Source organism: Bradyrhizobium sp. UFLA06-06 (assembly GCF_054820065.1).
Genome location: NZ_JADFUD010000013.1, coordinates 87799 through 109414, shown reverse-complemented (window position 1 = coordinate 109414; position 21616 = coordinate 87799). Strand labels below are relative to the sequence as shown.

14 protein-coding genes and 1 pseudogene are annotated in these 21616 nt (G+C 65.0%); 3 read left to right on the top strand and 12 right to left on the bottom strand.

Going from position 1 to position 21616, the window contains the following annotated elements; all coding sequences use genetic code 11:
• Positions 1–69: 69 nt before the first annotated feature.
• On the top strand, positions 70–552 hold the full coding sequence (locus IF803_RS14095; RefSeq protein WP_461192538.1) for a CinA family protein: 483 nt from the start codon (positions 70–72) through the stop codon (positions 550–552).
• 284 nt (positions 553–836) lie between these two features.
• On the opposite strand, the gene IF803_RS14090 is transcribed toward IF803_RS14095, so the two are convergent.
• From IF803_RS14090 to IF803_RS14080, 3 genes are all read right to left on the bottom strand, one after another.
• Complete coding sequence (locus IF803_RS14090) at positions 837–2147, bottom strand: HlyD family type I secretion periplasmic adaptor subunit (protein ID WP_304497577.1); 1311 nt, start codon at positions 2145–2147, stop codon at positions 837–839.
• Entirely contained in the window at positions 2144–3895 is a 1752-nt protein-coding gene (locus tag IF803_RS14085; RefSeq protein WP_461192537.1) for a type I secretion system permease/ATPase, read from the bottom strand. Before IF803_RS14085 ends, IF803_RS14090 begins: the two co-directional genes overlap by 4 nt.
• 150 nt (positions 3896–4045) lie before the next feature.
• Positions 4046–4846, bottom strand: coding sequence for an acyl-CoA thioesterase domain-containing protein (locus IF803_RS14080; RefSeq protein WP_461192536.1), 801 nt, complete (start codon positions 4844–4846; stop codon positions 4046–4048).
• Positions 4847–4955: 109 nt separating this feature from the next.
• Here IF803_RS14080 and IF803_RS14075 point away from each other — a divergent pair, with 109 nt between their 5' ends.
• Entirely contained in the window at positions 4956–5864 is a 909-nt protein-coding gene (locus IF803_RS14075; protein ID WP_461192535.1) for a LysR substrate-binding domain-containing protein, read from the top strand.
• On the opposite strand, the gene IF803_RS14070 is transcribed toward IF803_RS14075, so the two are convergent.
• From IF803_RS14070 to IF803_RS14040, 7 genes are all read right to left on the bottom strand, one after another.
• Positions 5861–6838, bottom strand: a complete 978-nt coding sequence (locus tag IF803_RS14070; RefSeq protein WP_304497581.1) for an ABC transporter ATP-binding protein — start codon at positions 6836–6838, stop codon at positions 5861–5863. The two genes, IF803_RS14075 and IF803_RS14070, sit on opposite strands and share 4 nt — an antisense overlap.
• Positions 6835–8247 carry an amidase gene (locus IF803_RS14065; protein ID WP_461192534.1) on the bottom strand — a complete coding sequence of 471 codons (1413 nt, stop codon included), beginning with the start codon at positions 8245–8247 and terminating at the stop codon, positions 6835–6837. The genes IF803_RS14070 and IF803_RS14065 overlap by 4 nt, the downstream gene beginning before the upstream one ends.
• The gene (locus IF803_RS14060; RefSeq protein ID WP_028339145.1) at positions 8244–8453 is read right to left on the bottom strand and encodes a hypothetical protein; all 210 of its coding nucleotides are present in this window, start codon (positions 8451–8453) and stop codon (positions 8244–8246) included. Before IF803_RS14060 ends, IF803_RS14065 begins: the two co-directional genes overlap by 4 nt.
• Positions 8450–9523: an ABC transporter ATP-binding protein gene (locus IF803_RS14055; protein ID WP_461192533.1), complete on the bottom strand. Its 1074-nt coding sequence runs from the start codon at positions 9521–9523 to the stop codon at positions 8450–8452. The genes IF803_RS14060 and IF803_RS14055 overlap by 4 nt, the downstream gene beginning before the upstream one ends.
• A gap of 3 nt (positions 9524–9526) precedes the next feature.
• Positions 9527–10414, bottom strand: coding sequence for an ABC transporter permease (locus IF803_RS14050; RefSeq protein ID WP_461192532.1), 888 nt, complete (start codon positions 10412–10414; stop codon positions 9527–9529).
• A gap of 2 nt (positions 10415–10416) precedes the next feature.
• The gene (locus IF803_RS14045) at positions 10417–11370 is read right to left on the bottom strand and encodes an ABC transporter permease (RefSeq protein WP_028339148.1); all 954 of its coding nucleotides are present in this window, start codon (positions 11368–11370) and stop codon (positions 10417–10419) included.
• Between the two features lie 197 nt (positions 11371–11567).
• A complete protein-coding gene (locus IF803_RS14040; protein ID WP_461192531.1) occupies positions 11568–13220 on the bottom strand; it encodes an ABC transporter substrate-binding protein in 1653 nt (550 codons plus the stop codon).
• A gap of 209 nt (positions 13221–13429) precedes the next feature.
• On the opposite strand from IF803_RS14040, the pseudogene IF803_RS14035 reads away from it, so the two are divergent.
• A pseudogene (locus tag IF803_RS14035) lies at positions 13430–14936 on the top strand (ABC transporter substrate-binding protein).
• A gap of 144 nt (positions 14937–15080) precedes the next feature.
• On the opposite strand, the gene IF803_RS14030 reads toward IF803_RS14035, so the two are convergent.
• Both IF803_RS14030 and IF803_RS14025 read right to left on the bottom strand, forming a co-directional pair.
• The gene (locus IF803_RS14030; protein WP_461192530.1) at positions 15081–17315 is read right to left on the bottom strand and encodes a CHASE2 domain-containing protein; all 2235 of its coding nucleotides are present in this window, start codon (positions 17313–17315) and stop codon (positions 15081–15083) included.
• A gap of 98 nt (positions 17316–17413) precedes the next feature.
• Positions 17414–21562, bottom strand: coding sequence for a VCBS domain-containing protein (locus IF803_RS14025; RefSeq protein WP_461192529.1), 4149 nt, complete (start codon positions 21560–21562; stop codon positions 17414–17416).
• Positions 21563–21616: the final 54 nt, after the last annotated feature.

Here is a 21616-nt window from a genome sequence, read left to right as displayed (position 1 = left end):
CTGCGTGCTGTGCTAGGAAGGCAGAACGCCCCACGGGATTTTCATGGCAAGCAACGAGGAAGAAGGCCGATGAACGCGCTCACATCCATCGCCGAACAGGTCGCCGCAAAGCTGATCGCGAACAAGCAGACGATTGCGGTCGCGGAATCCTCAACCGGCGGACTGATCTCCGCATCGCTGCTCGCGGTTCCCGGCGCGTCGGCCTATTTCCTCGGCGGCGGCGTGATCTACACGCGCGACGCGCGGCGCGCGCTGATGGACATTCCCGACGATGCCATGCGCGGGCTCCGTTCGTCGTCGGAACCCTACGCGCAATTGCTGGCGCGGCAGATCCGCGAGCGCCTCGCAACCGATTGGGGATTGTCGGAGACCGGTGCCGCCGGCCCGACCGGCAACCGCTACGGCGATGCCGCCGGTCACAGCTGCATGGCGGTCGCCGGCCCCCGGCAGCAGGTGATCACGCTGGAGACCGCCAGCGGCGACCGGCAGGCGAACATGCAGGCATTTGCGAAGGCGGCGCTGGAGTTGTTGCTGAAGAACTTGTCGCAATAAATCTACGCTGTCGTCCCGGGCAAGCGAAGCGCGACCCGGGACCCATAACCACCGATGGCCATTGACGATGGTCCGCTCGAGCCACAGCCTGCTTCAACAACTCGATCCTGTGGTTATGGGTCCCTGCTTTCGCAGGGACGACGCAAGGAAAGAGCCTGCAACCTGACGAAGTCACCGTAGCCCGGATGAAGCGAAGCGCAATCCGGGGCGGCTATATCCGCCGCACGACTGTTCCCGGATTTCGCTTCGCTCCATCCGGGCTACGAAAGCGGTAACGCGAGAACCTACTTCTCGCGGAACGAGCGCATGAACTGGTCGCTCATCGGCTTCATCAGATAGGACAGCATGGTGCGGTCGCCGGTCTGGACGAAGGCTTCCACCGGCATGCCCGGGATGATCTTCACCTCGCTGCCGAGGCGCGCGACTTCTTCCGGCGGCATCGAGACGCGGATGGTGTAGTAGCTCTGCCCGGTGCGCTGGTCGGTGGTGACGTCGGCGGAGACGCGGGTGACGACGCCGTTCAGCTCCGGCGTGGTGCGCTGGTTGAAGGCGGAGAGCCGCAGCACGGTCTTCTGTCCGACCTGCAGCTTGTCGATGTCCTGCGGATTGACCTTGGCCTCGACCGACAGATCATCGGCCTTCGGCACGATCATCATGATGGCGTCGCCCGCGGTAATGACGCCGCCGACGGTGTGCACGGTCGACTGCAGCACCACGCCGTCCTGTGGTGCGCGGATATCGATACGGCGGAGCTGGTCCTCGGCGGTCACCTTGCGCTCGACGAACTCGCCGATCTTGTCGTTGGCCTCGCGCAGGTCCTTCGAGACCTCCGAGACCATGTCCTTGTCGACCTGGATGATCTGCAGCTCGGTCTCGGTGATCTTGCCCTTGGCCTGCGCGCGCGAGGCGATGTATTGCGCGCGCTCGCCGGCGAGCCGCGCCGCGTCGCGCTCCAGCGTGGTCAGGCGGGTGAGCTGCACCAGATGCTGCTCGTAAAGCTGGCGAACACCGACTAGTTCGGTTTTCACCAGCTCGATTTCCTTGTCCTTGGACTTCTCCTGCGCCTCGAGCCCCGAGATCTCCTCGTTAAGCTGGGTGACGCGCTCGCGCAGCTGCGCTTTTTGACCGGTGCGGCCATTGACCCGCACCTCGAATAGCTTGGTTTCGCTCGCCATGATGTCGCGAACGTCGGGATCCTTGGCCTGCTCGGTGAGTTGCGGCGGAAAGGCGATCTTGTCGCGGCCCTGCTGCTCGGCCTCGAGCCGGGCCGCGCGCGCATAAAGACCGTTCAGCGTCTTGACCACGATCGCAAGGCTGGCCTTCACGACGGTCTCGTCGAGGCGCACGACGATGTCGCCCGCCTTGACCACGTCGCCGTCACGCACCCGGACTTCGCCGACGACGCCGCCGGTCGGATGCTGCACCTTCTTGACGTTGGATTCGACCACCACGGAGCCCGGCGCGATCAGCGCGCCGGAGATCGGCACCGTCGCGGCCCAGCCGCCAACGCCGCCGCCCAGGACCAGAACCACGACGAGGCCGACGATCAGATGCTTGCGGATCGAGCGATGTGCGTTGCGCGGTTGATCGGTCATGATTTGGCGGCTCCCGCATCCGCGACGATCTTGATCGGCGTCGGCACCGGCGGCGCGGCGCGCTGCAGCACCTGCGCGAGCACGGCTTCCTTCGGCCCGAAGGTCTGCATGCGTCCGTCCTTCAGCACCAGCAGATGATCGACGCCCTCGATGCCGATCGGCCGGTGCGCAACCACAATGACGACCGCGCCGCGCTCACGGGCGCCGCGCACCGCGCGGGTCAGCGCCTCGTCGCCTTCGCTGTCGAGATTGGAGTTCGGCTCATCCAGCACGATCAGGAACGGATTGCCGTACAGCGCACGCGCCAGCGCCACGCGTTGCGCCTGGCCCGCGGAGAGCGCGGTGCCCTGTTCGCCGACCTGGGTGTCGTAGCCCTCGCGCATCTTGATGATCATCTCATGCACGCCGGCCTCCTTGGCCGCCGCGATGATGCCGTCGGACTTGGCGTCGGGATCGAACCGGCAGATGTTCTGCGCGACCGTACCGGCGAACAGTTCGACGTCCTGCGGCAAATAGCCGACATGACGGCCGAGCTGGTCCGACGACCACTGGTCGAGCGCGGCGCCGTCGAGCCGTACCTTGCCCCGCGCCGGCATCCAGACGCCGACCAGCGCCCGGATCAGCGACGACTTGCCGGAGCCGCTCGGGCCGATCACGCCGACGCCGCTGCCGGCCTCGACGGCGAAGGTGATGTCCTGCACGATGGCGCGCTGATCGCCCGGCGCGACCATGGTCACGGCTTCGACCGAGAGCTTCTTCTCCGGCGCCTGCAACAGGGTCTGCTCGGGGCGCGCCGGCATCTGCTGCAGCAGGCGGTTGAGCCGATGCCAGCTCTGCCGCGCGGCGACGAAGCCCTTCCAATGCGCGATCGCAAGATCGACCGGCGCCAGCGCTCGCGCGCTCAGGATCGAGCCGGCGATGATGATGCCGCCGGTGGCCTCCTGATGGATCACGAGATAGGCACCGACCGCGAGCACGGCGGACTGCAGCATCATGCGCAGCACCTTGGCGACCGCACCGAGCCCGCCGGTGACGTCGCTCGCATGCTGGTTGCCGGACAGATATTCCTCGTTGGCCTCGTTCCAGCGTCTGTTCATGCGGCCGGCCATGCCCATCGCCACCAGCACCTCGGCATTGCGGCGGCTGGAGGCGGCGAGATCGTTGCGCCGCGCCGCGAGCGTCATCGCTTCCTTGGCCGGCGTGCGCGACAAATATTCGGTGATCAGCGTCAGCGTCACCAGGATGATCGCGCCGACCAGCGCCGTGACGCCAAGCAGCCAATGGAATGCGAAGCAGATCACCATGTAGAACGGCAGCCAGGGCAGATCGAAGAACGCGCCGGGACCCATGCTGCCGAGGAAGGAGCGCACATTGTCGAGGTCGCGTAGCGGCTGCAGGCCCTCGCTGCGATTGCCGGCCATCAGCGGCAGCCGCACGACGGTGTCGAACACCCGTGCGTTGAGCGCTTCGTCGAGTGAGGTGCCGACGCGGCCGAGGATCCGTCCGCGCAGCAGGTCGAGCACGCCCTGGGCGATGTAGAGGACCGCGGCGATGACCACGAGGCCGACCAGGGTGGGAACGCTGCGGCTCGGCAGCACCCGGTCGTAGACTTGCAGCATGAACATCGAACCTGTCAGATAGAGCAGGTTGATCATGCAACTGATGAGGCCGACGCCGATAAAAGCGCTGCGGCAAGCGCGCAGCGCCTCAGCCAGTTCGGAACGCCGGACAGCGGGCGCGGCTGCCATAAAAACTGATCTCTGCAAAACAAAAGAGTTACGTGATCACCACGTTGTATAGACGTTTGCGACCACCGTCCATTTTAAGTCGCGTGAACCAAAGCATGGTTTGCGGCCTAATTTTGTGATCGCGCCGACAGTTGACGGAATAAATTAGGGTTAACCGGCCGCGGAACCCTGGCCCTGCGCGGGCGCGCTTCTCGGAAACGGCACGAGAATGACCGACATCGAGACCCGGCCGATCTCACCATCCACATCGAGCAATACCCCGCCGCCGACGCCGAGCCCGGCCTCCGGCCGCCAGCGGGCCTCGGCGCGAACGCCGATCCACGCGCCCCGCGGTGGCCTGAACAGCTGCACCGCGAGGTTCGGATTGGGGTCGGCCACCACGTTCTGGACCGGACGCGCGATGCCATGGGTCCAGTCAGCCGGGCCGAGCACCCGTGCCAGCGGACCGGCGTCCGCAATTACGGCGTGATGCAAGCGAAACCAGGCGGTATCGCCGCCGGCGCGGGCTTCCATCGCATCCATGAACCAGCTGCGGTCCTGGCCATGGACGGCGCGGAGGTTGCGCAACGGAAATACCGTGGGATCCACCGGATCGGCCGCGCTCCCGTAAAACCCCGGGACCTCGACAGCCCGCTCGCGCGACAGCGTCACGCGCACCGTCGCGCAGGGTTGCTCCTCACCGGCCGGCCAGAGCGTGTTGTCGACCACACTGACCCGGCCGCCTTCGGTCACCACGGTAACCTGCGTGCGCAGTTCCGCCATTGGCGTCGGCCGCAGGAACCAGGCCGCCGCCGAGATCGCGGTGCCCCAATTGTGCGCGCCGGCCATGGCCTCGACCTCGCCGGTCAACAGGCTTGCGACCGCCCCACCCTGAAGGCCGGTGAACGGCCCGGCCGCCAGCGCCGCGGGCTTCCAGTGATGGGGCGTGGCGAGCGGTTCGAAGATGGCCAAGGCGGATAATCCCTGAGATGAGCAGGATTGAGCGTTCGGCCAATCTGATCCAAGAATAGCGGCCATGACAAAAGGCCATTCATCACTTCAGGTGAGCAGGATTCATCCATTGGATGCCCCCGATCCGCGGGTGATCCCGCCGCTGCCGGCGCTGCTCGCCTTCGAGCGCGCGGCCACGCAACTCAGCTTCCGGCGCGCCGCGCGAGACCTGTCGCTGAGCCCGTCGGCGATCAGCCATCAGATCCGCGGGCTGGAAGAGCAGTTCGGCACCAGGCTGTTCGTCCGCGGCGCGCGCTCGGTGCGATTGACCGACGACGGCGAGCGCTACCTTGCAAAAGTGTCGGCCGCGCTGGCGACGCTGCAGGAGGCGAGCCGTGACATGTTGCGGCAACGCGGCGAGGCCAGCGGCGAGCTCTGGATCAGCTCATTGCCGTTCTTCACCAGCGCCGTGCTGCTGCCGGCGCTGCCGGAGTTCAAGCGGCGCCATCCGCAACTGACGCTGCGGATCGAGGCCACCCACCAATATGCCGACTTCAACGGTTCGCGCGTCGATGTCGCGATCCGCTACGGACGGGAACACGCCGCTGGACTGAAGGTCGAGCCGCTGGTGCAGGTCAAAGGAATGCCGGTCTGTACGCCGGCACTGGTCAAGGCAGGTCTTCGGACCCCTGCAGACCTGTCGCGCGAGGTGCTGATCCATGTCACGACGCAGCCGCGGGCGTGGCCGGCCTGGCTGAAGGAGGCCGGGCTGCCGAATCTCGCTCCGCGCGGACATCTGTGGCTCGACAGCGTGCCGGCGATGCTGGAGGCCGCCGAACACGGGCTCGGCGTCGCGATCGCGATCGCGCCCCTGATCAAGGCGCGGCCGGGCTTCGGCAAGCGGCTGGTGGCTCCGTTTGCGTTCGAGGCCGCATACAGCGAGACGATCTACCTGGTCTCCCGCACCGAGCAGGCGCGGGACCGCCGCATCGCCGCGGTGCGACGCTGGATCACGGACGCGGTCGCGCGCGCGAGCTAAACCGTGGCGGGCGCCGGCTCGGCCAGGATGCACCGTGCCAAACGGCCGGGCGCGACCTGCACGACCGGCGGCAAGCGCTCGCTGCAGCGCGGCTCGGCGAACTTGCAACGCGGTGCGAAGGAGCAACTGGACGGCGCGTGATCGAGCGAGGGCGGCGTGCCCGGAATGGTTTCCAGCCGCTGGCCGCGCATCGCGCCGTGAATGGTCGAGGCCAGCAAACCCTTTGCATAGGGATGCACCGGCGAGCGCACGATGTCGCGCAAGGCGCCCTGCTCCACGATCTGGCCGGCATACATCACCGCGACGCGATCACAGATCTCGATCGCGACGCCAATGTCGTGGGTGACGAAAATCACCGACATGCCGAACTCGCGCTGCAGCTCGCGCAGCAGCAGCAGGATCTGGATCTGCACGGTGGCATCGAGCGCCGTGGTCGGCTCGTCCGCGAGCAGGATCTTCGGCTTGCAGGCTAGCGCCAGCGCGATCATCGCACGCTGGCGCATGCCGCCCGACATCTCGTGCGGATAGGAGTCCAGCCGCCGCTTCGCGGAGGGGATCCGCACCACCTCGAGCATTTCAAGCGCGCGGGCCGTGGCCTCGCGCTCGCTCTTGCCCTCGTGGCGCATCACCGTCTCCGCAATCTGGCGGCCGATGGTGTAGACCGGATCGAGCGCCAGCGCCGGCTCCTGGAAGATCATCGAGACGGTCTGGCCGCGGAATGCTGACAGCGCCTCGTCGTCCATCGCCAGCACCTGCTGGCCCAGCACCTTGACGCTGCCGGAGATCTGTGTGCGCTTCTTCGGCAACAGCCGCATCAACGCGCGCAGCGTCACGCTCTTGCCCGAGCCGGACTCGCCGAGCAGCCCCAACACCTCGCCCTCGCCGAGCGACAGGCTGAGATCGTTCACGGCATGGACCGTGCGATCGCCGGTGAAACGGATGTTGAGGTTGTTGATCTCGACGAGGTTGGTCATGCGAGCTTGGGTATCCTGGCGTGGAAATCGGTCGCGCGCTGGAAGGCGGCGCCAATCCGGAGCAGAACCGCTTCCTCGAAGGAGCGGCCGATCAGCTGCATGCCGACCGGTAGGCCCGCCTTGGTGAAGCCGGAGGGAATCGAGAGCGACGGCAGGCCGAGATAGTTGACCGGGCGGGTGAACCGCGTCAGCCGCTGCAGCACCGCGTCGGCGCCGGGACCATTGCCGACATCGCTTTCGGCAATCGTCGGCGCCGGCACCGGCGACGACGGCGCAATGACCGCATCGACCCCATTGACCGCCGCGTTGTGCGCGGCGAGCGCGGGGCCGCGCCAGCGCATCGCCTCGAGATAGGTGACCGCCGGAATGGTCAGCCCGTTCTGCAGCCGCATCAAGACCTGCGCGCCGTAATCCTGCGGCCGCTCGATCATCCAGCGCTTGTGGAAGGCGGCAGCCTCGACCGCGAGCACCAGCTGCGATGCCGAAGAGAGCTGGCGCTGATCGGGCAGTTCGACCTTGACGATCTCGGCGCCCTCTTTCTTCAAGGTGGCGATGGTCTCGTCGAGGATACGCGCCACCTCAGGATCGAGGTCGTCGACATAGAACGCCGTCGGGACACCGATCTTCAGACCCTTCAGCGACTGCTTGGTCGCGGCCAAGTAGTCGGGCACCGGCTGCGTCGACGCTGTCAGGTCCTCCGGGTCCGCCCCAGCCATCAGGCCGAGCAGCAGCGCGCAGTCCTCCGCGGTCTGCGCCAGTGGGCCGACCGTATCGAGCGACTGCGACAGCGGCATCGCGCCGGCGCGGCTAACGCGGCCGACCGTCGTCTTCAGGCCGGTGACGCCGCAGAAATGCGCGGGCATGCGCACCGAACCGCCGGTGTCGGAGCCGAGCGCCGCGAAGGTGAGCCGCGCGGCGACCGCCGAGCCCGAGCCCGACGACGAGCCGCCGGTAATGTGCTCGGTGTTCCAGGGATTGCGCACCGCGCCGTAATGCACGTTGTGGCCGGTCGGCCCATAGGCGAACTCGACCATCTGCAACGAGCCGAGGCGGACCTGTCCAGCATCCTTCAGCCGCTGCAGGGCGGTCGCAGTCGTCTTCGGCACGAAGTCGCGGCGAATCAGCGAGCCGCAGGTCACGACCTTGCCGGCGTCGTAATACATGTCCTTGTGCGCCAGCGGCACGCCATGCAGCGCACCGCGACTATTGCCCTTGGCGAGCGCGGCATCGGCCTCGGTGGCTGCGGCCAGCGCCAGCTCGGATTCAACAGCCATATAGGCGTTGAGGCGCCGCTGCCATTCCGCAATGCGATGCAGCACGGCGCGCGTCACCTCATGCGAGGAAACTTTCTTGTCGGCAATCGCCTTGGCGACCGCGGTCAGCGTCATCAGGGCCGGTTCAGAGCTCATTTCGACACCTTCTCGATCTTCTGCGCGATCTGCGCCAGCAGGAAGCTCGCGGGTTCGAGATCGAAGGGCAGCGTGCCGGAGATCGGTGCGAAGCCGTCGAATGCCGGCCCGATCGAATTGGCGATCCGGGTGGCGACGTCGTCGTCGGCGGGCACGTCGGCGACGTGCGCGATCACCTTGACATCCTTGGGAGTGGGTCTGGTCATGCCGCGTTTTCTCCTTTTGCTTTTGCCGGCGCGCGGCTGTGCCCCGAGCCAGGAATGGCCATGTAGCACGCCGCTTGATGGCCCATTGTATCGAGATCGCTGAGTTTTGGCGTGTCGTTTGCGCAGAGCGGCTCCGCAAACGGACAACGGGTGTGAAACCGGCAGCCCGATGGCGGATCGATCGGATTGGGCGGATCGCCCGAGATCGGCGGCACCTCGGTGCGCCTGTCGGGATCGGATGACGGCATCGCCGCCAGCAGCGCGCGGGTATAGGGATGCGCCGGCGCGTCCCACACCGCATCGACCGGGCCGAGTTCGACGACCTCGCCGAGATACATCACCAGCACGCGGTCGGAGATGTAGCGGACGACGTTGAGATCGTGGCTGATGAACAGGTACGTGAGGCCGAATTCGCGTTTGAGGTCGGCGAGCAGATTGAGCACCTGCGCCTCGACCGATTTGTCGAGCGCGGAGACCGCTTCATCGAGGATCACGAGCCGCGGCGACAGAGCGAGCGCGCGGGCGATATTGACGCGCTGACGCTGACCACCCGACACCTCGTGCGGATAGCGGTTGGCGAAGATCTCCGGCCGCAAGCCGACCTTGCCGAGCAGCTCGCGCGCCAGCGTCCGCGCCGTGTCGTCGGCCATGCCGTGGACCTTTGGCCCGAAGGCGATCGATTCCTCGATGGTGAGGCGCGGGTTGAGCGAGGCGTAGCTGTCCTGGAACACCATCTGCACCCCGCGCCGCAGATCGCGCAGCGAGAGCGACGGGCCGACCTGCCGCCCGTCATAGATGATATCGCCGGCATCGCGCGCCATCAGATGCATCAACAGCCGCGCGGTGGTCGATTTGCCGCAGCCGGATTCGCCGACAATGCCGACGGTCTCGCCCTTCATGACCGCGAAGGTAACGTCGTCGACGGCGCGCACGGTCTTGCGCGGACTGAACAGGCCGCCGCGCACCGGGAAGTGCTTGGTCAGTCCCTTGACCTGCAGCAGCGGCTGCGCGGCGCCGCCGAGGTCGGCGACCGGCTCCAGCATATCGACGGAGAGATTGGCGTCGCTCATGCTTTAGTTCCTGATGTCCATGGCGCTGCGCATGCCGTCGCTCAGCAGATTGAAGCAGATCGAGACCGCGAAGATCATCGCACCCGGCAGCGCCGCGACCCACGGATTGACGTAGATCGCAGTGCGCAGCGTATTCAGCATCAAACCCCATTCCGGCTCCGGCGGCTTGGTGCCGAGCCCCAGGAACGAAAGACCGGCCGCAAGGATCATCGACACCGAGATCAGGCCGGTGGCGTAGACGAAGATCGGGCCCAGCACATTGCCGAGCATGTGCACGCGCATGATGGTGAAGGGGCCGGCGCCGGACGCGCGCGCCGCCTCGACGAAATCCATGTTGCGGACGCCGGTGGTGACGCTTTCCGCGACGCGGGTGATCTGCGGCACGAACACGATGGTCAGCGACACGATCGAATTGGTGATGCCGGCGCCGAGCGCACCCGAGATCGCGATCGCCAGCAGCACCGAGGGGAAGGCGTAGAACACGTCGACCGTGCGCATGATCGCGGTATTGAGCTTGCCGCCGACATAGCCGGCGACGAGGCCGAGCGAGGTGCCGATCATGAACGCGAAGATCACCGGCAGGATGCCGATGACCAGCGACAGCCGTCCGCCATAGATCAGCCGCGCCAGCATGTCGCGGCCGAGCTCGTCGGTGCCGAGCGGATAGCCCGGCGTGCCGATATGGCGGAGACGGCGGATCATCGAGCCCTGATAGGGATCGGCGAGATGCAGCCATGGTGCCAGCAGCGCCGAGGCAAAGATCAGCACCAGGATGATGGCGCAGGCCATGCTGACCTTGTCGCGCCTGATGCGGCGGGCAACCGTCGCCCAATAGCCGCGCGCTTTGCTCGCGGGAGCGGCCTGTAATGCAGTATCTGACATCGCACTCATGGTTAGCTCCGCTTGATGCGCGGATCGATCGCGGCCTGCGCGATGTCGACCAGGAGATTGAGCAGCACGAAGAACAGCGCCAGCACCAGAATCGTGCCCTGCAGCAGCGGCAGATCGCGCTGGAAGATCGCCGAGTTCAACAGCAGGCCTGAACCCGGCCACGAGAACACGGTCTCGATCAGGATCGAGCCGCCCAGCATGTAGCCAAGCTGCAGCCCCATCACCGCGAGCGCGGTCGGCGCCGCGTTCTTGACGACGTGGCGGAACACCTCGGTCTCACGCAGGCCCTTGGCGCGCAGCGCCTCGACGAAATCCTGGCTCAGGATGTCGCCGGTCAGCGCGCGCACCGTGCGGGTGACGATGCCCATCGGGATCACCGAGGTGGTGATCGCCGGCAGCACCAGATAGCGCAGATGCTCCCAGTCCCACGCCCAGGCGCCGGAGCCGCCGGGACCTGCGCCGACCGCGGGCAGCCAGTTGAGCTGCACCGAGAAGATGATGACCAGCACCATGCCGAGCCAATAATGCGGCAGCGACACGCCGGCTATCGCCACCGAGGTCGCGACCTTGTCGACCCAGGTGTCGCGGAAATAGCCGGCGATCAGGCCGAACAGCAGGCCGAGCGTAAAGCCGATCATCGCGGCCGCGATCGCCAGCATCACGGTGTTGCCGACGGCGCGCATCACCTCGGTCAGGACGGGCCGCCCGGTCGCGATCGAATTGCCGAGATCGCCATGGATCGCGCGCCACAGCCACAGGCCGAATTGCACCGGCAACGGACGATCGAAGCCGTAGGCCGTGCGCAACTGCGCAGCAAGCTCCTGCGAGGCATCGGCCGGCAGCACCGCGACCAGGGGGTCGCCGGGCGTGATGTGCACCAAGAGGAAGCACACCAGCGCCACGCTGAGCACGATCGGAATGACGTAGACGATCCGTCTGGACGTATAGGCGAACACGTTTCGTTCTTTCTTCCTTCTCCCTTGCGGGAGAAGGTGGCGCGCGGAGCGCGCCGGATGAGGGTTTCTATCCGCGGATACAATCATTTCATCTCAGAGAGGCGTGTCCGCGGAGACAACCCCTCACCCGGCTTCGCTCTCGCGAAGCCACCCTCTCCCGCAAGGGGAAAGGGTGCACCTGTTGCGCGGCTAGCGCCTCACGGCGCGACCGTGACCGGCGAGAAGTCGACGAACCAGCTCTTTGGCTGCACAAAGCCCTTGATCTTCGGGCTCATCGCCCGCGGTGCGACGTCGTGGGCGACATAAAGGAAGGCCGCGTCGTCAACCGAGGCCGCATGCAGCTCGGCGAGCGCGGCATCGCGCGCCGCCGGCTCGAAGGTCTGGCGGGCCTTCTTCACCAGCTCGTCGAACTTCGGGTTGTTGTTGAAGCCCCAATTGTTCGACACCGGCGGCGCCATGCCCGACTGCAGGAAACGCACCAGCGCGAAGAACGGATCCATCGCCGCATAGGTGACGTTGATGGCGTTCGAGCCGTTGGCGGTCGGATCCTTGGTGCCGCGCCGCCAGTTGGTGAACAGCGTATTCCACTCGATGACGTCGAGCTGCACATCGAAGTAGCACTCGGCCAACGCCTGTTGCAGATATTCGTTCATCGGCAGCGGCAGCATCTGGCCGGAGCCCGACGCCGAGGTCTGGATCTTGACCGTCAGCTTCTTGTTCGGACCGAAGCCCGCCTCCTGCATCAGCTTCTGCGCGGCCGGCTTGTCGTATTTGATCTGGAAGGTCGGGCTGCCGCGCCAGGGGTGGCCGGGCTCGAACGTGCCGGTCGCCGGCACCATCAGGCCGGCAAGCAGGCCGTCGCGCAGCCCTTCGCGATCGACGCAGAGATTGGCAGCCTTGCGGACGCGGATGTCGTTCCACGGCGAGCCCTCGACGCGCGAGAACTGCCACGGCCAGACATGCGGCTCCTCGTTGGAATAGAGGTTGAAACCACGCTGCTTGATCTCGGGCAGCGCGTCCGGCGCCGGCGCCTCGATCCAGTTGACCTGCCCCGACAGCAGCGCCGCCGTCCGGGCATTGGCCTCCGGCATCGGCAACAGCACCATCTTGTCAGCCTTGGGCACCCGTGCCTTGTCCCAGTAGTTCTCGTTCTTCACCAGCTCGAGCCGCTCGCGCGGGGTGAAGCTCGACATCTTCCAGGGTCCGGTGCCCGACGCGTCCTTGGCGAACGCGGCCCACGCGGCCTGCGACTTCGCCTTGGCGTCGGCGCCTTCGGCCCTGTCGTAGAATTTCTGCCACTTGGCCGGGCTCGCCATGAACAAATTGGTGAGGTTGATCGGCAGGAAGCTGTCCGGCTCCTTGGTGGTCAGCTCCACCGTCATGTCGTCGATCTTGCGCGCCGAGACCAGCGTCGGCATGCGCGAGGCGGTGACGCCGACCTGGCTCGCATCGTATTGCGGCGCATCCTGCTTCAGCACCTTGTCGACGTTCCAGACCACGGCGTCGGCGTTGAACGGCGATCCGTCATGAAAGGTGACGCCGGGGCGCAGCTTGAAAATCCACTTGGTCTTGTCGGCATCGTCGACCTTCCACTCGGTGGCGAGGCCGGGGATCATCGCGCTTGCCTTGTCCGACGAGGACAGGTCCCACATCGTCAGCGCGTCATACATCGTAAGCCCAGTGAAGCGATTGCCCTCAAACCCCTGGTCGGGCTGACCGAGCGTGCGCGGAATATCGGCAGCAGTCATGCCAATGCGCAGCACGCTCTCCGCGCTGGCGATCGCCGGCACGCCTGTGGCTATCGCAAGCGCCAGCATGATCGCCGTCGCATTGGTTTTCCTGTTACGCATCTGAGCAGCCCCTTCGAGTCTGGTGACGTTTTGGTGATTATTTCTTGGGCAAGCGTATGCAATGCCTGTGCCAAGGGGAATAGTTCATCAGCAAATAACCGCCGGGCGCGTCATTTCTTCCCACCTCGCGCCTGAACGGAGCGAAGATGCCTATTCTGGCATCATGCTTGCAGGATTTGGCTCCGACATCTTTCCAACGGAGCCTTCATATGCGTGCGCGCAATTCGATCCTGATGGCGGCAATGGCGCTTGCCCTGACCGCGTGCTGGCCGGGGAAATCCGCGCAAGCAGAGTCCATTGTGCGCTACGGCATCTCGATGGCCGACATCCCGCTGACCACCGGCCAGCCCGATCGCGGCGCCGGCGCCTATCAGTTCACCGCCTACACGATCTACGATCCGCTGGTGGCCTGGGAGATGGACGTTGCCGACCGGCCGGGCAAACTGGTGCCCGGGCTTGCGACCGAATGGAAGGTCGACGACAACGACAAGACCAAATGGCGCTTCGCGCTGCGCAAGGGCGTCAAGTTCCACGACGGCAGCGACTTCAATGCCGACGCGGTGATCTGGAATCTCGACAAGGTGCTGAACGACAAGGCACTTCAATTCGACAAGCGGCAGAGCGCGCAGGTCAAGACCCGCCTGCCCTCGGTCGCGAGCTACGCCAAGATCGACGATTTCACCATCGAGATCACCACCAAGACGGTCGACTCCTTCTTCCCCTATCAGATGCTCTGGTTCCTGGTCTCGAGCCCCGCGCAATATGAAAAGCTCGGCAAGGACTGGGACAAGTTCGCCACTCAGCCCTCCGGCACCGGTCCGTTCAAGCTGACCAAGCTGGTGCCGCGCGAGCTCGCCGAGCTGACGAAGAACCCGGACTATTGGGACAAGAAGCGGCTTGCGAAGGTCGACAAGATGATCCTGATTCCGATGCCGGAAGCGCTGACCCGCACCAACGCGCTGCTGGCCGGCCAGGTCGACCTGATCGAAACGCCGGCGCCCGACGCCGTGCCGCAGCTCAAGGCCGCCGGCATGAGGATCGTCGACAACGTGACACCGCATGTCTGGAACTATCACTTGAGCGTGCTGCCGGGCTCGCCATGGACCGACATCCGCCTGCGCAAGGCGCTCAACCTCGCGATCGACCGCGACGCGGTAGTTGGCCTGATGAACGGCCTCGCCAAGCCCGCCAAGGGCCAGGTCGATCCGTCGAGCCCGTGGTTCGGCAAGCCGACGTTCGAACTGAAATACGACGTCGCAGCCGCCAGGAAGCTGGTGGAGGAAGCCGGCTATTCGAAGGACAAGCCGCTGAAGGCGACCTTCATCATCGCCCAGGGCGGCACCGGGCAGATGCTGTCGCTGCCGATGAACGAATTCCTGCAGCAGAGCTTCAAGGAGATCGGCATCGACATCGACTTCAAGGTGGTCGAGCTCGAGACATTATATACCTGTCTCTTATACACATCTGACGCTGCCGACGAACATGTGTATAAGAGACAGCCCGAAGGTCGATGCGCTGATCGACGAGGCCAAGCAGACCTTCGATACCGCCAAGCAGGATGAACTGCTGGCGCAGGCCCATGCGCTGATCGTCGACGACGCCGCGCTGGTGTGGGTGGTGCACGACACCAATCCGCACGCGCTGTCGCCGAAGGTGAAGACCTTCGTGCAGGCGCAGCACTGGTTCCAGGATCTGACCCAGATCGGGCTGGAGTAAATCTCTGGACCGTCGTCCCGGCGAAGGCCGGGACCCATACGCCGCGGCCGGCGCAATAGGCAAGCGGCCAGACGGCTTTCTAACAACACCCATCTGTGGTTATGGGTCCCGGCCTTCGCCGGGACGACGTCGAATGTGCGTCGCCTATTTCGTCGTCAACGCAAACGCGCCGTCCCAGTCGTGCGGCGGCGGCTCCTTCTGAAACGCGCGGATGCGCGCCTCGTAGAGTCGGTAGAGATATTGCAGCGTCTGCGCCTCGTCGGTCTTGCGGCCGCGCTCGATCGCGGCGAGCGCGCCGTCCCAATCGCGGCCGCGGTAGCAGGCGAGCATCTCGATGGTCAGGTTGCGCAGCCGCTGGAAGCGGCCGGAGTTCGCGACATCCTCGCGGCCGGCAATCGCGTAGATCACCTCGGGCTCCTTCTTGCCCTTAACCATGATGAAATCGAGCTCGAGGATCGCGAACTTCTCCTTCACCGCGAGCGCGGTCTTCGATCCCACGATGATCGGGAAGCCGTACTCCTTGGACTGCCCCTCGAGCCGCGAGGCCAGATTGACGCTGTCGCCGAACACCGAATAGTCGAAACGCACATCGGAGCCCATATTGCCGACCACGCAGGAGCCGGTGTTGAGACCGACACCGATGTTGAGCGGCACATAGACGTGGCCACCGTCCTTCGCCTCCTGCTCGCGCTCACGGTTGAGGTGGTCGACGCGCTCCAGCATGTCGAGCGCCGCATCGCAGGCGTTGAGCTGGTGCTGCTTGTCGTCGAGCGGTGCGTTCCAGAACGCCATGATGGCGTCGCCCATATATTTGTCGATGGTGCCCTTGCGGGCAAGGATCGCGTTGGAAAGCGGGGTAAGGAAGCGGTTCATCAGCGCCGTGAGGCCCTGCGGATTGCTCTTGTAGGTTTCCGAGATCGAGGTGAAACCGCGCATGTCCGAGAACATGATGGTCATCTCGCGTTCCTCGCCGCCGAGCACCAGCCGCTCCGGCGACTGCGCCAGCTGCTCGACCAGCGCGGGCGACATGTACTGCACGAATTGCGACCTGATCTGTCGGCGCTGCTGCTGCTCGCGCACGAAGGCGGAGAAGATCAGCGTGAGATAGATCGCCGTGGTCGACATCAGCGGATAGGTGAAGTCGATCAGCAACCGGTGCTGGGAATAGAAATACCAGGACGTGCCGATCAGCACGGAGGCGAACATCCCGCCGACGGCAACCAGCGTGATCGGACCGAACTTCGGCGCGAAGGCGATAACAAGGAGCCCCATGATCAGCGCGGCAAAGAACTCGATGCCGATGCCGTAGTTCGGCTGCGAAACGACGTCGCCGGTCAGCGCGCTCTCCAGCACCTGGGCGTGGACCTCGACACCGGGCATCGCCGGCGTCACCGGCGTCGTCTTGATGTCGTTCAGCCCGATCGCTGAAGTGCCGATCACGATCAGCTTGCCGGCAATTCGGTCCGGTGAGACGCGCCCGTCCAGCACATCGACGGCCGAGACATAGATCGAGGGATCGCGGCGGGCGTAGTGGATCCAGAGTTGGCCGTGGAGATCGGTCGGGATCGCAAAGCCCTTGAGACCCAGGCTCTTGATACCGGCCTTGTCGGCCTTGATCAGGATCGTGCCCGAGCCGCTCGCCACCCGCAGCATCTCGAAGCTCAGCGACGGCATGGTGATGCCCTGCGCCACCATGATCATCGGCACGCGCCTGACGATGCCGTCGCGCTCCGGCCTGATCGTGAAGAGGCCGCGCCCGGCAGCCGCCTCCTCGAGCACCGGCACGTTGCGCAGCAACCCCGGAAACATGAACATGAAAGGCTGCGGCTCCTCGCCGAGCATCGCAAGTCCGGTGACCGGAAGCTTTTCGTTGAGGTCGGCGCGCACGTTGGGCCCGCCGGATTCGCCGAGCACCACGCGCGAGTTCTTGATGGCTTCGGCCATGATGCTGTCGTTGCTCGGCAGCTGCCGGAGCCTGGCGCGCATCTCCTCATCAAGGCTGCTGAAGGTATCGGCGGCGATATCGGGGTTGAGACGGTCCGGTTCGGAGAACACCGCGTCGAACGCGATCACCACGGCGCCGAGCCGGGTGAGATTGGTGACGATATCGGCGAGCCGCGTCCGTGGCCACGGCCACTGTCCGAGCCGGGGATCGGCGAGGCTCTTCTCGTCGATGTCGACGATGGTGACGGGCCGCGCGGTCTTCTGGCGCGGTTGCAGCGCCTGGAATGTGTCAAACGTCCTGACGCGAAGCTCCTGGACCGGAGCCGGATCCACGATCCGCAGCGCGGCAATGCCGATCAACAGCGCCACGCAGACCAGCCGCGCATAGCCGAAGCGCCGTGCGAACCACCTGCGTATCGCCTTCAGCCGTTTCATGCCATCTGGATATCACGCGCGCAGGATTGTTCCAATCGAGCAAGCACGCAGTGCACAATCAGCCGGACCAGACCCGCGGCGGCACGGCCGCGCGTCTGTCACGTAAAATGAATGATGAAGTCGTTCTGGGACAGGCTCGCCTTGGCGACATTGTGCAATGTGATCGTGTCTGCGCCGTCGACCGTGATCAGCGTATCCGCCGAGTTCGTCGGCGATGTCGCAACATGCTGATCGAACCAGGTACTAAAGGTGCTTGCCGAGACGACCGTGGACAGGTCGATCTGGTCCTGGCCTGGCGTGAAGTTCAGGATCGTGTCGTGGTTAAAGTTCGGCGCAAACACGAACTTGTCCTGGTAGTCCGACCCAAAGAATATGTCCTTGTCGCCGGTCCCGGTCAGCATCACGGGCTCTGGCCGATCCTGTTGGACGTTGAAGATCAGATTGACCTTGTCGGTCGCGCCGTACCCGTCGGCCACTGTGAGCGTGACCATATCGGTGGAGGGCGCGAATTCGCCCGGATCATAGGTAAGGCCCGCTGAGAGCGTGGCATTGATACCGGCCAGGTCGCCAGCGTGGGACGAGGGAGCGACCGTACTGCTGCTCTTGCCATCAGTTGCCGCTGTCAGGTTGAAAATCTCATCGGCGCCTGCATCGGCATCCGTCACCGTCAGGCCAGTAATCGTGTCGGTCCCGTCGGAATTGTGCAGCACGCCGATATTGTCGGTCTGGATCACGGGTGCGTCGTCGCCATTGACCGTCACCGTCAGATGCCCGGCAGTTCCGAGCGCGCCGTCAAAGGCCGTATAGGTGAACTGGTCCACCGCGCTGGTGCCGTGAGGCAGGGCAGCGATCGCCGCAATCTGCGCGGCCGTGACCCCCAGCGTGTAGGTATAAGCGCCGGTCACCGGATCGACGACCAGTTCGCCATAAAGGCCGTCGACCATGAACTGATGGTCCACCGCCGCATCGTGCCCGACGCCGGCAATCGAGAGCGTATCGTGCTCGGCATCGCTGTCGTTGCTGAGCAGGTTTCCGGTGACGCTGCCGGAGCTCCCGAAAGTCGTGGCCACGTCGTCCGTCGTCACGGGCGCATCGTTTGCCCCTACAACGTCGATTGTCAGCTGTGCTGCGCCGACGGCGCCATGCACATCGACGGTCTCGATATCGAAGGTGTCGGCATAGGTGCCTTTGGCGAGCGCATTGATCGCGATCGCGTCCGGAACATAGGTGTAGGTACCGTCGGCATGGACGGTGAGCGAGCCGTACAGGCCCTTGATCGCGACGTCCAGGGTCGGGACGTCATTGTTCACGGCCGCATAGGTCAGCGTCGCGGTCTCGCCGTGATCGACATCGTTGCCATGCAGCGTGCCGGTGAGCGGGCCGAAGCTGTCGTCGGCCGCGGTATCGGTGAGCGCACCGGCATTGACACTGGCGAGCGTCGGCGCGTCGTTGGACCCGATGATCGTGATCGTCACCGGCCGGGTCGAGGACACGTGGTTGTTGTCGGTGACCGTGATGTCGTAGGTGACCGTCAGCGTCTCGCCCAGAGCGAGGAAATCGAAGCTTGCATCGACAGCGCTATAATTGAAGTCCACCGCGCCATGACCGCTGCCTGTGCTGTCGCTGAGCGTCAGGGTAAGGTGGCTCGCCGCCGTCAACGCGTCCCGCTGATCCGCGGTCAAGGTCAGCTGCTGGCCAGCATCCGACCAGCTGAAGCTCGGTGCGGAATTGCTGACCGTATGACGATCACTCAGATCGACATCGGTGAAGGCCAACGAACCAACTGCGTTGTCAGAATCAGCGGTGTCACCGGTCGTCTCAGGAAGCTCGGTGATCTCGTGCACGCCGGCTTTGCCGGAGACGTCGGCCGCGACCACTGGCGCGTCGTTGGTGCCCGTGATGGTGATGGTGACGGGCTGGGTGACGACACCGCCGTGATGGTCGTCGACCTGGATCAGATAGGTCAAGGTCAGCTTCTCGCCGGCCGCGAGATAGTCGAAACTCTCGTCGGCGGCCGAGAAGGTCCAGGCGCGCGATCCGGTTACGCCGCCGGTCGAATCCGTCAGCGTGCCGAGCGACATCCAGCCCAGTATCGTCGCCTGATCGGGAAGCCCTGTGATAACGCCCGTTTCGGTGACGCCGGCGACGGTGACGCTGTGGGTGTCGCTGAGATCGACATCGACGAAGGTCACGGTACCGGATGCGGTATCCGGCACGACCGAGCCGGTCGTCTCCTCGGCTTCAGTGATGGCGGCCGCCTGGGTCGGCGAGGTGATCACCGGCCTGTCGTCGGTGCCGACGATCATGATGGTGACCGGCAACGTGACGACGCCGCCCTGATGGTCGTCGATCTGGATCGTGTAGGTCAACGTCAGCGTCTCGCCGGTGGCGAGATAGTCGAAGCTCCTGTCGGCGGCCGAGAACGTCCAGGAGCGCGATCCCGTCACGCCATCGGTCGAATCGGTCAGCGCGCCCAGCGACAGCCAGCTCAGCACAGTGGCATGGCTGGCAAGTCCGCTGGTCACGCCGGCCTCGGTGACGCCGGTGATGGTGACCATATGCGTGTCGCTCAGATCCGCGTCGGTAAACGTCAGCGTGCCGTGCGCCGTATCGGGCTGGGCGGAATTCGTCGTTGCGGCGAGTTCGGTGATCGAACCGGCCTGCGCCGAGGACGTCACCACCGGCGTGTCGTTGGTGCCGGTGATCGTGATGGTGAAGGTCTTGAACGTGGTCTCGTTGTTCGGCGCGAAATTGTTATCGACGCGTGCGATATAGGTCAGCGTCAGCGTTTCCCCGGCGGCCAGGAAGTCGAACGCGCTGTCGGCAAGGCTGTAGGTCCAGGTCGCCGAACCGGCATTCTTGTTGTTCGGATTGGGCTCGAGCAGCAACGGGATCTCGACGGCCTTGATGGCTGCAAGCTGCGCAGCGGTCAGCGATGAGGTGACGTCGCTGCCGTTGGCGCCCCGGTAGCTGAACGCGGAATAGTCGACCTTCGCACTCGGCGTGTCACCGACATTGAGGTCCAGCCATTTGATCTGGCCCGTCGCGGTGTCGAACAGCCCGCTCTGGGTCAGCCCCGACCGCTCGGTAAACACCGCGTCCTGGGTCACGACTTGCGGCGGCCCCGGGATGTGATCGAGCCTGCTGTTGGGAGCGCCGCCGGCCTGAGGTCCGGTCGTGTTGACGAAGGTCAGCAGAATGATGATCGGCGCGCCACCGTCGCTGCTGGTGAGCTTGAAGCTGGTCGACACCGGGACGACGCTGTCCGTGAAGTTCGTCGTGAGCTTGGTGTTAGGATTGTTGTTGTCGGTGAACTTCAGCGCGAACACATCGGAGATGAGCTTCTGCGCATCGGTCGATAGTTGCGCCGACGAGACGAAGCTGACGCTGCCCTGGCCGTTGACGATGGTCTGGGTGCCGGCCTGATCGACGGTCGCGATCGGATTGAGCGTCGTCTTGTCGAACAGGATGTAGGAGCCGGTGGTGCCATCGGGCTCGACCAGCACCTGGAATTTGGCCGGCGGCACGCCGCCGGTGCCCTGCACGTCGAAATCGATCTCGACCAGCACCGCGGTACCGCGAATGCCCATGGTCGCGACCGGCGTATCGACCTTCATGTCGCCGTGCTTGGCGGTCGCGCCGGCAACGAAGGAGATCGTGCCCGAGACCAGACTCATCAGCGACGAATTGCTCGACCCGTTCGGGTCGTAGATCATTTCGTTCAGCACCATCTTGGCGTTCGGGCCGAGACCGAACACGGTGCCGTCGATGAAGGTGATGCCGAGCGTCGAGTCGCCGCCGGATTGCACAACGTCACCCTTGTTGACGTTGTCGCCCTGGTTCAGGACGATGGCGACGCCATTGCGGATGGCAGTGGCGTTCCCGGTCAGCTTGGTGACATGGCCGATGACCTTGGCCGGCTCCGCCGCGCCGCCGGCCTGGGCATATTGGGTATAGCCGGTGAGTGCGTTGACAAGATCGCCGGTGAGATGCGCGCCGTCAGGCGACGCCAGCGGCGCGCGCTTTTCGCCCTTGAAGTAGTCGTGCAGGACGAGTTCCCGATCGTCCTTCGCGATGACGAGATCGAGCCCGGTCCGCTTGAAGTCGCCGGTGAACAGCAATTGCCCATCGTCGACGATGATCGCGCCGGGCGGAGCATGCGTGGAAACACTGTCGACGTGCACGTATCCACGGGCATAAGCGTCCGTGTTCGGCAACAGGCCGTCGAATTTCTCGACAAAGTTCACTGCGGATCACCGCACGAGAGTTAATATTGTTAAAATATCCGAATGATTATGCCT

Coding starts and splice junctions, on each gene's coding strand:
- IF803_RS14095 (WP_461192538.1), top strand. CDS start 70: ATGAACGCGCTCACATCCATCGCCGAACAGGTCGCCGCAAAGCTGATC.
- IF803_RS14090 (WP_304497577.1), bottom strand. CDS start 2,147: ATGACCGATCAACCGCGCAACGCACATCGCTCGATCCGCAAGCATCTG.
- IF803_RS14085 (WP_461192537.1), bottom strand. CDS start 3,895: ATGGCAGCCGCGCCCGCTGTCCGGCGTTCCGAACTGGCTGAGGCGCTG.
- IF803_RS14070 (WP_304497581.1), bottom strand. CDS start 6,838: ATGACCAACCTCGTCGAGATCAACAACCTCAACATCCGTTTCACCGGC.
- IF803_RS14065 (WP_461192534.1), bottom strand. CDS start 8,247: ATGAGCTCTGAACCGGCCCTGATGACGCTGACCGCGGTCGCCAAGGCG.
- IF803_RS14060 (WP_028339145.1), bottom strand. CDS start 8,453: ATGACCAGACCCACTCCCAAGGATGTCAAGGTGATCGCGCACGTCGCC.
- IF803_RS14055 (WP_461192533.1), bottom strand. CDS start 9,523: ATGAGCGACGCCAATCTCTCCGTCGATATGCTGGAGCCGGTCGCCGAC.
- IF803_RS14050 (WP_461192532.1), bottom strand. CDS start 10,414: ATGAGTGCGATGTCAGATACTGCATTACAGGCCGCTCCCGCGAGCAAA.
- IF803_RS14040 (WP_461192531.1), bottom strand. CDS start 13,220: ATGCGTAACAGGAAAACCAATGCGACGGCGATCATGCTGGCGCTTGCG.
- IF803_RS14030 (WP_461192530.1), bottom strand. CDS start 17,315: ATGAAACGGCTGAAGGCGATACGCAGGTGGTTCGCACGGCGCTTCGGC.